Raw genomic sequence first — 12,024 nt, forward strand, 5'->3', positions numbered from 1 at the left:
TTAAGGTGAGAAATGCGTTTTAATGTATTAATAGCTGATATAAATTCTACTTATTTAGATGATTTTAAGAAGATTTCAAATAAAAAAATAGAAAACACTACTATTAGCTATTCTTCAAATTTTGAAGAAGTCATTGATAAAATTAAACATTTAAATATACTTTTTTTAAATATTGAAATAAACAATTATGAAGAGCTAATAAAAAAAAGTATAGAAAATAATATTTATGTAATACTTTTAATCAAAAATAATATAGATTTAATCAAAGAGTCAAATCATCTTGATTATTTGTATGCACCAATTAATATTAATAATTTTATATACAAAATCAATCATTACATAAGTATTTTAGAACAAGACCTACTCCTTAAACGTGAACAAGAAATATCAAGCTCGATTATTCACAATATTTCAAATCCTATCTTTTCAACTAATGGTAAAGAAGTGTTATTTGCGAATGATTATTTCTATAAATTAACTTCATGTAATACACTTGAAAATATAAATAAAAAATATAATGAAATTGGTGATATTTTTATTAAGCATGAAAAATGTTTTAGTAATATAAACAACAATTGGTTAGAAAAATCTTCAAAAAACAACCTAAAAGTATGTATTGTAAATGAAAAAGAAGAAGATAGTTTTTTTACACTACAAAAAATATCTTTAAATCATAATGACACAAATATCATATTATTAAACGACATTACTCATGAAATCAATCACAAAAAGAAATTATTTGAAGTTTTATATACAGATAATTTGACTAACTTGCCAAATAGAGCTAAATTAATAAAAGAATTACAAAAAGATAAAAGCATTAAACTAAGCTCAATTTGTATATTAGATATTAATTCATTTAAAGAAATAAATGATTTCTATGGTCACAAAGCAGGCGATTTAATTTTAAAAGAACTTAGTTATCTTATAAAAGAAGAGACTGATAAATTTGATAATTTAGAATTTTATAAATTTCCTTCAGATATTTATTGTATTACAAATGTTAAAAATGATAAAAATGAATTTCTAAAAGTTATAAAGAATATATTAGAGTTCTCATATAAAAAAGTTTTTAATTTTAATCAATATGAAATTGATATTAGATTAACAGCTGGTATATCTTTTTCAAATAAAAACAATAAATTAATAACTGCTGATATTGCGCTACAGACAGCGAAAAAAGACAATAAAGATTATGTAGTTTTTTATGATGAACTAGATAAGTTTCAAGAATATGAAAACAATATGCTATGGACAAAGAAATTAAAGTCTGCTTTCTTAAAAAACCATATTGAAGTATACTTTCAAGCCATAGTTAATAACAAAACTTTAAAAGTTGATAAGTATGAATGTCTAGTAAGACTTATAGAAGATGATGGTAAAATTATAGCTCCTTTTTTCTTTTTAGATATATCAAAAAAATCTAATCAATATACAAAGTTAACAAAAATTGTTATTGAGAAATCTTTTAAAAAATTCGATAACTTACCTTTTGAATTTTCAGTAAATATATCTTATGAAGATATTGAAGATCCAGATTTCTTAATTTTTATAAAAGAGATGTTACTCAAATATGATGTAGCCAAAAAGGTTGTCTTTGAAATATTAGAAGATGAAAATGTTAAAAACTATAATCTTTTAATTTCTTTTATTGATGAAATTAAAAACTTAGGTTGTAAGGTTGCTATTGATGATTTTGGTTCTGGATATTCAAATTTTGAACACTTATTAAAAATGAATGTTGATTATTTAAAAATTGATGCATCTATAATTAAGAATATTGCAACAGATGACAACTCTTATAAAATCACTAAAACGATTGTAGAATTTGCAAAAAGTTTAAAGTTATTAACAATTGCAGAGTATGTTGAGAATAAAGAAATATTTGCATTAACAAAAGAATTAGGGGTTGATTATTCTCAAGGTTATTATTTTTCAGCACCAATAGAAAACCCATCATTAATAGACTTTAAGGAGAGTGATTTAGATGAATAAAGAAATACTACAAAACATATCCGTTTTATATGTAGAAGATGAAATAGAAGTTAGAGAGTTTACATCAAAACTTTTATCATCTCTTGTTAAAAAAGTTCATTCTGCCGAAAATGGTTTAGAAGGACTTGACTTATTTAAACTAAATATTAATGAAATAGATTTAATTGTAACAGATATCAATATGCCTAAAATGGATGGACTTGAAATGTGTTCTTTAATAAGAGAGTTAAATAAAGACATTCCTATAGTAATTACAAGTGCACATAATGATCCAAGTTTTCTTAAAAAAGCTATAAATGTGGGCGTTAGTACTTATGCAATGAAACCAATAGATTTATATCAATTAGTTGAAAGCATGATTAAAGCTATTGAACCAATTTATTTAAAAAGAAAACTAGAAGAGATGAATATATCTTTAGAAACAAGAGTTGATAATGAAATACAAAAAATAAAATCTATATTAGACTCTCAAGATAATATTGTTTTATTATCAAATAAAACAACTATAAAAAATGTAAATAAGAGATTTTTAGAATTTTTTAATATTACTTCAATAGAAGAGTTTATAAATACCTCAAAAAATATATTTGATTATTTTATAGAAGATTATGGATTTATTTCTAAAAGTATCTTAAAAGATTATCCTTGTTACTATGAATATATTAAAAGTTTAAAAGAAGTTAATAGAATCGTAAAGATGAAAAACTTAAATGACGAAGAAAGAATATTTACAATAAATATAGATAATTATGATGATGTAAATGATTTTTATGTTTTATCTTTAACTGATGTTACAGAATTAAAAGAAAAATCTAATCTATTAGAATATCAAGCTTCACATGATAATTTAACTGGTTTATATAATAGAAATAAATTTAATTCTTTATTTGAAAAAGAAATAAGAAGAGGTATTAGATATGATAATGAATTATCATTAGTATTATTTGATATTGATTTCTTTAAAAAAGTTAATGATGAACATGGTCATCAAGCTGGTGATGAAGTATTAAAAGAAATAGCAAATATTGTAAGTAAAAGTGTAAGAGAGCATGATACAGTTGTTAGATGGGGTGGTGAAGAATTTTTGATACTACTTCCAGAAACTAACGCTGAAGGGTCTAGAGTTGTTGCAGAAAAAATCAGAAGTACTATTTATGAAAATTCATTAACAGCTTTAAACTTAAATGTTACGGCAAGTTTTGGGGTTTGTGCTATAAAAGAGGATGATACAGGAAGCAGTTTTATTTCAAGAACAGATGAAGCTTTATATGAAGCAAAAAGAACAGGAAGAAATAAAGTAGTAGTGAAATAATCATAACTACTTTTTTTAAATTTAGAAATTAAAATCTTCTCCAAGATAGTGTTCACGTACTTTTTTATCTTGTCTAATTTCATCGCTAGTTCCACTTGCAAGTAAAGCCCCTGCTTTCATAACATAAGCTCTATCACAAATTTCTAAAGTTTCTCTAACATTATGATCTGTAATTAAAACACCAATATTAATCTTTGTAAGTTGTGCAATAATTTCTTGAATATCTTTTACTGCAATTGGATCAACACCAGCAAAAGGTTCATCAAGAAGTAAAAACTTTGGATGAGAAACTAAAGCACGTGCTATTTCAGTTCTTCTTCTCTCACCTCCAGATAAAGAGACACCTTTTCTTTGACGTATTGGTTCAATATTAAATACTTCAAGTAATTCTTCAACTCTTTTGTGTTGTTCTGCTTTATCATCAGTTACAATTTGAGCTGCTAACATTAAATTATCTTCTACTGATAAATCTTTAAAAATAGAAGACTCTTGCGGTAAATATCCAATTCCGCTTAATGCTCTTTTATGTAAAGGCAAAGAAGTAATGTCTTTATCATCAAAAAATACTTGACCTGAAGTTGGTTTAACAAGACCACATACTGTATAAAAAGTAGTAGTTTTTCCAGCACCATTTGGTCCAAGTAACCCTACAATTTCACCTGAATTAACTTCTAGTGAAATTCCATGTAATATTTGAGTTTTCTTAATTGATTTTGTAATATCTGTAATTTTTAATTTATGCATTTATTTTATATTGCCTTTTATTTTCACATTTTTCTATTTCTATTAAAATTACATTATATCCATAATCTTCTAATAAATTTTGTAATTTTTCATCGCCCCATTCTACAAAATGAGTACCACTTTTTTCAAACTCTTCTAACATTCCTAAAGAAATGAACTCTTCTAAAGTTTTATTATAAATATCATAATGATAAATATCACCAGAATAAACACTTTGTAAAGAGAAAGTAGGAGATGTAACTAAATCATCTAATCCTAGTGATTTTACATAATTTTTAACAAGTGTAGTCTTGCCACTTGCTAAATCACCTCGCAAAATCACAATTACATCTTCATTTATAATTGTTTTAAGCTCATTCGTTAAAATATCAATTTCTTCTAATGCTAAATTATATTCTTTTACCAAAGTTCTTACCTATAATTGATTTGAAACTTTGATAATTTGTTCAAGTTTTTCTTTCGCTTTTCCATTTAGAATAGCTTCTTGTGCTATTTGTATACCATCTTGAAAATCTCTTGCTTTTTCATCAACAATTAATGCTGCTGCTGTATTTATTAAAACAATATCAAGTTTTGCACCTTCAATATTATTTGACAAAATATCTTTTGTAATATTTGCATTAGTTAAAGCATCTGCACCAATAATCTCTTCTTTTGGTGCAAGTTTTAATCCATAGTTTTCTGGATTTATCTCAAAGTCTTCTATTCTTCCATTAAATAAAGAAGTACCATAAGAAATATCAGAAATAGATATTTCATCCATTCCATCTTTTGATGAAACAATTATTGATCTTTTAGTATCTAACAAATCTAAAGCAGTTGCTATTTTATTTATATATGATTTGTCAAAAACACCAATTAATTGCTTTGAAACAGTAGCAGGGTTTGATAAAGGTCCTAAAATATTAAAAATTGTTCTATGTGGAATACTTTTTCTAATTGGCATAATATATTTCATAGCAGGATGATGATTTTGTGCAAACATAAAAGTAAATCCTGTTTCTTCAAGCATCTTTGCAGATTTTTTTAAAGATAAATCAAGTTTAATATTTAAAGCTTCAAGCATATCAGCACTTCCACTTTTACTAGTAATACTTCTATTACCATGCTTTGCAACATAACAATCACAAGCACTCAAAAGAATTGAAACTGTTGTTGATATATTAAAAGAGTTTGATTTATCTCCACCAGTTCCACAATTATCAATGATTTTTTCTTTTAAATCATAATGAATTGGTAAAGGAATTAAATGATCACGCATAGCGCTAGCAGCTCCTGCAATTTCAGCAGCTGTTTCACCTCTTTCATAAAGTTCGATTAAATACTCTCTTACTTCATCTTGTGGTAGCCTATTTTCAAAAATATCATCAAATTTCATTTTTGCTGTATTAAACATAATTTATCCTTCAATCTTTTCTACATATTCTGCCATTTTTGATTTAGGCGTTGATTTTACTGTTGGTATTTGTAAAACTTTAAATTTGTCACTTTTTTCAAGATATCTAATTTCTATAATATCCCCAAGTTTAACTTCTTTAGCTTTTTTAACACTTTGATTGTTGATAAATACAACTTTATGTTGTAACATATCTTCAGCAACTGCTCTTCTTTTAGTAATATTAACTGCATTTAAAAATTTATCTATTCTCATAATAAAGATTATAACAAAATTTAGTTAAAATATGCGCTTAAAATTAATGATAATCATAGGATAAATTCATGAGTAAAAAAGAAGTTAAAAAAGTAGTATTAGCTTATAGTGGTGGGCTTGATACTTCAGTTATTTTAAAATGGCTACAAGATGAATATAATGCAGAAGTAATTACATTTACAGCAGATTTAGGTCAAGGTGAAGAAGTTGAACCAGCAAGAGAAAAAGCACTTGCAATGGGTATTAAACCTGAAAATATTTTTATTTTAGATATTAGAGAAGAATTCGTAAAAGATTATGTTTTCCCAATGTTTAGAGCAAATGCTATTTATGAAGGTGAATATTTATTAGGTACTTCAATAGCACGTCCTTTAATTTCTAAAAAACAAATTGAAATTGCACATAAAATGGGTGCTGATGCAGTATCTCATGGAGCTACAGGAAAAGGAAATGATCAAGTAAGATTCGAATTAGGTTACTTAGGTTTAGATTCTGAAATTACTGTAATTGCTCCTTGGAGAGAATGGGATTTAAATTCTAGAGAAAAATTACTTTCTTATGCAAGTGAACATGGAATTACAATTGATAAAAAGCACTTAGATGAAAATGGAAATCCAGCAGTTAGTCCATACTCAATGGATGCTAATCTTTTACATATTTCTTATGAAGGTTTAAGCTTAGAAGATCCAAATGCAGAACCAGAAGAAGCTATGTGGCTATGGTCAGTTTCTCCTGAAAATGCACCTGATAAAGCTGAATATATTACAATTGGATATAAAAACGGTGATCCAATTTCTATTAATGATGAAGAAATGTCACCAGCTACTATTTTAAAAACATTAAATGAATATGGGAATAAACACGGTATTGGAAGAATTGATATTGTTGAAAATAGATATGTTGGTATGAAAGCTCGTGGTTGTTATGAAACTCCAGGTGGAACTATCATGTTAAAAGGACATAGAGCAATTGAATCTATTACTCTTGATAGAGAAGCTGCACACTTAAAAGATGAATTAATGCCTAAATATGCAAAATTAATTTACCAAGGTTATTGGTTCTCACCTGAGAGAGAAATGCTTCAAGCTTCAATTGATGCAACTCAAAAAAATGTTGAAGGTACTGTAAAACTTAAACTTTATAAAGGTAATGTAACAGTTGTAGGAAGAGAATCTTCAAAATCATTATTCTCAGAAGCTCACTCAACTTTTGAAGAAGATGAAGTTTATAATCAAAAAGATGCAGAAGGGTTTATTAGACTTAATGCATTAAGGTTCATTATTGCAGGGCAAACACAAAACAAAAAATAGTAGGAAAAACTATGATTTTAAAATTTAAAGAATTTTATCCCCAAATTGAATCAAGTGCTTGGATTGCTCCAAGTGCTGATGTAATTGGTCAAGTAAGTATTGGTGAAAACTCATCCGTATGGTTTCAATGTGTATTAAGAGCAGATGTTAATAAAGTAATTATTGGTAAGAATTCTAATATTCAAGATTTATCTATGATTCATACAGATGTAAATACTCAGACAATTATTGGTGATAATGTTACTATTGGACATAAAGTAATGCTTCATGGTTGTAAAATTGAAGATAATTGTTTAATTGGAATGAGTGCAACTATTTTAGATAATGCAGTTATAGGAAAAGGTTCAATTGTTGGAGCAAATTCACTTGTAACTGCGGGAAAAGTATTTCCACCAAATTCTTTAATTATGGGAAGTCCTGCTAAAGTTGTAAAACAATTAACAAGTGAAGATGAGCAAGGTTTGATTAATCATGCTGCTCATTATGTAGATTTTAAAAACGATTATAGTTAATATATTTTATTTATAAAGTTTAGTTTTAAAACTAAACTTTATTTTTTACACTATTTACACTTGCTATATGCTTTTGTTAACTCTTCAGTTAAGATGTCAAAACTTACATTTTCCATAGTATCAATAATTTCTATCATAACAACATTATCTTCTCTACCATTCCATTCTTTAATATAAGTACCCTCTTTATACCCATTATCTTGTCTAAATTTATTTAAACAGTTTTTACCAATATAAAGTTTTTGTAACCAAGTAAATGAAAGACCAGAAATTTTACATGTTCTAAAGAATTGATCAATAAATCTTTCAATTCCTGAAAATGATGGCATATTACCAGTTTCAATAGCTAGTGAAATATAAGAAAGCTTTTCAGATTCTTTAATCATTAATTTAACATCAACATCTTCAACTGCTTCATAAATACAGTGAGTATTAACTAAAGATACACCTTTTGGAACATTTGTTTCTTGTAAAATATAAGACATTAAAAAGTGCCAAATATCAACTAACTCAACATGAATATTTTTCATATCAGGATCAGCTGAAATATTTTTCCAATGTTTCCAAGGCGCAGAATCAATTAACTCAGCAACTTCCATATGTATACATCGAAGCCAATTAATCTCTTTTCCAAACTTATTTACACCTAATTCCCAGTTTTTACCATTTGTTGAGTCATTTAACTCTTTTTGTAATAAAAACATTTCTTCTAATTTATGAGGAAAAGATGAAGCTTCTTCAAGTAAAGAAGCTAATGGTAAACACTCTTCAACAACACTATCTAAAGCGGTGTTATTTGGAAGTTCACCCTCACCTTTTAATAAATGAACAATTAAAGATACAGTATAAGGAACTTCATCTTTTTCTTCCCATTCTAAAACATCCGATGATGTAACTCCAATGTATTTCATAAAATCTTCAATTGATAAAAATCCTAATGATTTAATACTAGTTTTAAAATCTTTATATAACAAACTTAACTCTCCTAATTTAATGGTAATTTAATTGTAAATTTCGCGCCTATATCTGAGTTTTCAACAAAAATAAATCCATTACTATGCTGTTCTATTATTGTTTTACACATATATAATCCTAAACCTGTTCCATTTTTATTTGTTTTTGTTGAAAAATATGGCTCAAATATTTTTCCTATTACATTATTTGGTATCCCACCTGCATTATCTTCAATAATAATATAAATAAATTCACTATCTTTTCTAGTACTAATATTTATAATTTTATTTTCAATAGCCTTTTCATTTAAGGCATCACAAGAATTTTTAATAATATTTATTAAAGCTTGAACTATTTCATTTAAATATACATAAACTTCAATTTCCATCTTGTTTTCAATATTTAATTTTATAGAGTTAGCTTTTAATAAATATCCTAAAAAATCTACAGACTTATTTAAAACAACAGAAATATCAATAACTTCTTTTTGACGATTAGGTTTAAAGAAATCTCTAAAATCATCAATAGTCTTAGACATATACTGAAGTTGTACACCAACATCACTTACTACACTATCAATTAGTTCATCAGTTATTTGTGTACCCATCATTTTTGTAAGTGGTATTTTTTGAACTAAAATTGAAACTGCTTGTAAAGGTTGTCTCCATTGATGTGCAATCATAGAAATCATTTCACCCATTGCTGCATGTTTTGATTGTTCAATTAATAAATTTTGTTGACTTTCAATTACTTTTTTAGAAGTAATATCTTGACTGATTGCATCAAAACTTATTATTTGTCCCATATTATCAAAGTTTGGATGAATACTAGTTTCAACCCAATAAAAATCACCATTCTTTTTGATATTTTTAAGTTCACCTGTCCAAATGTTTCCTGCACTTATTGTTTCCCATAAATTATCAATTAATTCTTTTGAAGTATCAGGATGTTTTAATAAAGCATGAGTTTTTCCAACTAATTCTGTACTTTTATATCCATTTATTTTACAAAAAGCTGATGATACTTTTAAAATCTTTCCCTTTGCATCAGTTCTAGATAAAATCACTTGTTTATCAACAATATCTGCTGATTTATTTAAAGCTTTTTCAATATCTTTTACTGTTTGACTATAAATTTCTAAAAATTTTATAAATATTTTTTCAGAAAGCTGATTTAATTCATTGGAAATTTCTAAAGAAATAACATTTGATTTATTTAGATGTTCAAGCATTGAATTCTTTAAAGATATAAATAAGATATAAAGTTCTTCTGGTTTAACACTTTGTTTACTTAAATACTTTAAAAAATCATTTATTGATGAAGTTTGATTAAGCGTTATCTTTTCTGATATTAAATCGATATAATAATCCAATAAACCAAAGGCATATCTTTTTATAAAAAGTTCTTTATCAATTTTACGAGTATTTAAAATAAATTTAACTTCTTCATTATTAATCCAATATCGAATAATAACTAATTTATTTTTTTTTAAATCATCAATTTGCTTTTTTAATTGCATAAGTTAATCATCTTTGCTTTTGTTTATAAAAAGTACAATCCATTTTGCTAGAGTTTCTTACAACAATAGATGGTATTGTTTGAGATTTAAAACCATAAGCATTACAACCATGTGGTTTACCCTGTTCCCAAGTAACATAATAATAAGTACATTTTTGGCAAACAATTCTTTGAGTACTCATTTTAAACCTCTACTTTACTTTGTATTGCTTTTGATAAAGATAAGATATCAACATTTTCTAAACTTACTCCTGTTGGAACACCTTGGGCAATTTTGCTGAATTTTATATCTTTACTTTTTAGTTTATCTTCAATATATAAAATAAATGCATCATTTGCAATTGATGGTGTTATTGCAAAAAGAACAGTTTGCACTTCGTTATTTTCAACAAACTGAGTTAAGGAATCAATTGCATATTGGTCTAATTCTTCAATAACAAAATATTTACCATCAAACTGTTTTGAATCTTCAATAATAAAAATATCTTTTGCACTTTGAACAATACACATTTTTGTGTTATCACGTGAATCGTCTAAGCATACTTCACATATTTCGTGTTCACTCATAGAACCACATTTAACACATTTTGTAATATTTTTTAGAGCATTCTCAATACTATGCGCAATTTTAATACCACAATAATTATCATTCATAACAACATGATATGCAAGTCTTAAAGCAGATTTCTTACCAATTGTAGGTAAAGATTCAAATGCTTCAACTAAATCATAAAATTTTTCTAAGCCTTTTTTCATACGCGAATTATAACAAAAAGTAACTAAAATTAATTCATTTAAATTTTAGTTACTTTTAGATAAAATCGCGTCTTAAATATAATTATATAGGAGTTAATAATTGACTGAAATAGATTATTATGAATTATTAGAAGTAAGCAGGGATGCTGAAAAAAGTACAATTAAGAAAGCTTATAGAAAAATGGCAATGCAATATCATCCTGATAAAAACCCAGGAGATAATGAAGCTGAAGAAAGATTTAAAGCAGTTAATGAAGCATACCAAGTATTAAGTGATGCAGAAAAAAGATCAATTTATGATAGACACGGAAAAGCAGGACTTGAAGGTCATGGACAACAAAGAGGTGGATTCTCAGGTGGTTTTGATGACTTAGGCTCGGTTTTTGAAGAAATGTTTGGTTCTGCCTTTGGCGGTGGAGGAAGTTCACGAAGACAAAGAAAATCATACAATTATAATTTAGATGTTGCAGTTGAAGTTAGATTAGAGTTTAATGAAGCAATTTTTGGATGTAACAAAGATATAAAATATAAATATAAAACTGCTTGTAAACCTTGTAAAGGTACAGGGGCTAAAGATGGAAAGCTGTCAACATGTTCAACATGTGGAGGACAAGGTCAAGTTCATGCTAGACAAGGTTTTATGACTTTTGCACAAACATGTCCAACATGTCAAGGTTCAGGACAAGCTGCAAGTTCATCTTGTAAATCTTGTAGTGGAACTGGTTATGATGAAATAAAAGATAACTTTAAAGTTGATATTCCAGAAGGTGTTAATGATGGAATGAGAATTAGAGTATCAAATAAAGGTAATATAGCTCCAGATGGATCAAGAGGTGACTTATACTTAGAAGTTTCTGTTGAAGAAGATTCACATTTTGTTAGACATGATGATGATATTTATTATGAAGCTCCAATTTTCTTCACTCAAGTAGCACTTGGTGGAAAAATTAAAATCCCTGGATTAAGAGGTGAGTTAGAACTTGATATTCCTGCAGGAGCTAAAGATAAACAACAATTTACATTTAAAGATGAAGGTGTAAAATCTGTTCAAGGATATGGAAAAGGAAATTTAGTAGTACAAATTAAAATTGAATATCCTAAAAAATTAAATGATGAACAAAAAGAATTATTAGAAAAACTACAAGAAAGTTTTGGTCTTGAAAGTAAACCTCATGAATCAAGTTTTGAAGGCATGTTTGCAAAAGCAAAAAAATGGTTTTCATAAAATTTATATAATTCAAATTATAATATACAACCTTTTAATGATATAAT

The 12,024-nt window shown here is 26.5% G+C and carries 13 protein-coding genes; 5 read left to right on the forward strand and 8 right to left on the reverse strand.

Annotated features, from left to right (window positions below; all coding sequences use genetic code 11):
- Positions 1 to 12: 12 nt before the first annotated feature.
- Positions 13 to 1,995, forward strand: coding sequence for an EAL domain-containing protein (locus tag D3Z07_RS03245; RefSeq protein WP_122893073.1), 1,983 nt, complete (start codon positions 13 to 15; stop codon positions 1,993 to 1,995).
- Positions 1,988 to 3,307 carry a GGDEF domain-containing response regulator gene (locus tag D3Z07_RS03250; protein WP_076086255.1) on the forward strand — a complete coding sequence of 440 codons (1,320 nt, stop codon included), beginning with the start codon at positions 1,988 to 1,990 and terminating at the stop codon, positions 3,305 to 3,307. Before D3Z07_RS03245 ends, D3Z07_RS03250 begins: the two co-directional genes overlap by 8 nt.
- A gap of 21 nt (positions 3,308 to 3,328) precedes the next feature.
- On the opposite strand, the gene lptB is transcribed toward D3Z07_RS03250, so the two are convergent.
- The 4 genes from lptB to D3Z07_RS03270 are packed head-to-tail and all read right to left on the reverse strand — an operon-like array spanning position 3,329 to position 5,702.
- Entirely contained in the window at positions 3,329 to 4,051 is a 723-nt protein-coding gene (lptB, locus tag D3Z07_RS03255; protein ID WP_076086252.1) for an LPS export ABC transporter ATP-binding protein, read from the reverse strand.
- Complete coding sequence (gene tsaE, locus D3Z07_RS03260; RefSeq protein WP_076086249.1) at positions 4,044 to 4,457, reverse strand: tRNA (adenosine(37)-N6)-threonylcarbamoyltransferase complex ATPase subunit type 1 TsaE; 414 nt, start codon at positions 4,455 to 4,457, stop codon at positions 4,044 to 4,046. The genes lptB and tsaE overlap by 8 nt, the downstream gene beginning before the upstream one ends.
- 9 nt (positions 4,458 to 4,466) lie before the next feature.
- Positions 4,467 to 5,447, reverse strand: a complete 981-nt coding sequence (gene trpD / locus D3Z07_RS03265) for an anthranilate phosphoribosyltransferase (RefSeq protein ID WP_076086246.1) — start codon at positions 5,445 to 5,447, stop codon at positions 4,467 to 4,469.
- A gap of 3 nt (positions 5,448 to 5,450) precedes the next feature.
- On the reverse strand, positions 5,451 to 5,702 hold the full coding sequence (locus tag D3Z07_RS03270; RefSeq protein WP_076086243.1) for a S4 domain-containing protein: 252 nt from the start codon (positions 5,700 to 5,702) through the stop codon (positions 5,451 to 5,453).
- A 68-nt stretch (positions 5,703 to 5,770) separates the two neighbouring features.
- On the opposite strand from D3Z07_RS03270, the gene D3Z07_RS03275 reads away from it, so the two are divergent.
- Positions 5,771 to 7,012, forward strand: a complete 1,242-nt coding sequence (locus tag D3Z07_RS03275; RefSeq protein ID WP_076086240.1) for an argininosuccinate synthase — start codon at positions 5,771 to 5,773, stop codon at positions 7,010 to 7,012.
- Positions 7,013 to 7,023: 11 nt separating this feature from the next.
- Entirely contained in the window at positions 7,024 to 7,524 is a 501-nt protein-coding gene (locus tag D3Z07_RS03280) for a gamma carbonic anhydrase family protein (RefSeq protein ID WP_076086237.1), read from the forward strand.
- Between the two features lie 50 nt (positions 7,525 to 7,574).
- Here the strand turns inward: D3Z07_RS03280 and D3Z07_RS03285 are convergent, their stop codons facing one another.
- Genes D3Z07_RS03285 through recR form a run of 4 tightly spaced genes read right to left on the reverse strand, consistent with a single transcriptional unit; the run spans position 7,575 to position 10,752 of the window.
- A complete protein-coding gene (locus D3Z07_RS03285; protein WP_076086234.1) occupies positions 7,575 to 8,498 on the reverse strand; it encodes a dUTP diphosphatase in 924 nt (307 codons plus the stop codon).
- 11 nt (positions 8,499 to 8,509) lie between these two features.
- On the reverse strand, positions 8,510 to 9,997 hold the full coding sequence (locus D3Z07_RS03290) for a PAS domain-containing sensor histidine kinase (RefSeq protein ID WP_122893074.1): 1,488 nt from the start codon (positions 9,995 to 9,997) through the stop codon (positions 8,510 to 8,512).
- Between the two features lie 7 nt (positions 9,998 to 10,004).
- A complete protein-coding gene (locus D3Z07_RS03295) occupies positions 10,005 to 10,178 on the reverse strand; it encodes a uracil-DNA glycosylase (protein WP_076086228.1) in 174 nt (57 codons plus the stop codon).
- Position 10,179: 1 nt separating this feature from the next.
- Entirely contained in the window at positions 10,180 to 10,752 is a 573-nt protein-coding gene (gene recR, locus D3Z07_RS03300) for a recombination mediator RecR (RefSeq protein ID WP_076086225.1), read from the reverse strand.
- A gap of 100 nt (positions 10,753 to 10,852) precedes the next feature.
- Between recR and dnaJ the strand changes: the two genes are divergently transcribed.
- Positions 10,853 to 11,977 (forward strand): molecular chaperone DnaJ, encoded by a 1,125-nt coding sequence (gene dnaJ / locus D3Z07_RS03305; protein WP_076086222.1) that lies wholly within the window; start codon positions 10,853 to 10,855, stop codon positions 11,975 to 11,977.
- Positions 11,978 to 12,024: the final 47 nt, after the last annotated feature.

Source organism: Arcobacter peruensis (assembly GCF_003711085.1).
In the GTDB taxonomy this organism is placed as follows: domain Bacteria; phylum Campylobacterota; class Campylobacteria; order Campylobacterales; family Arcobacteraceae; genus Poseidonibacter; species Poseidonibacter parvus.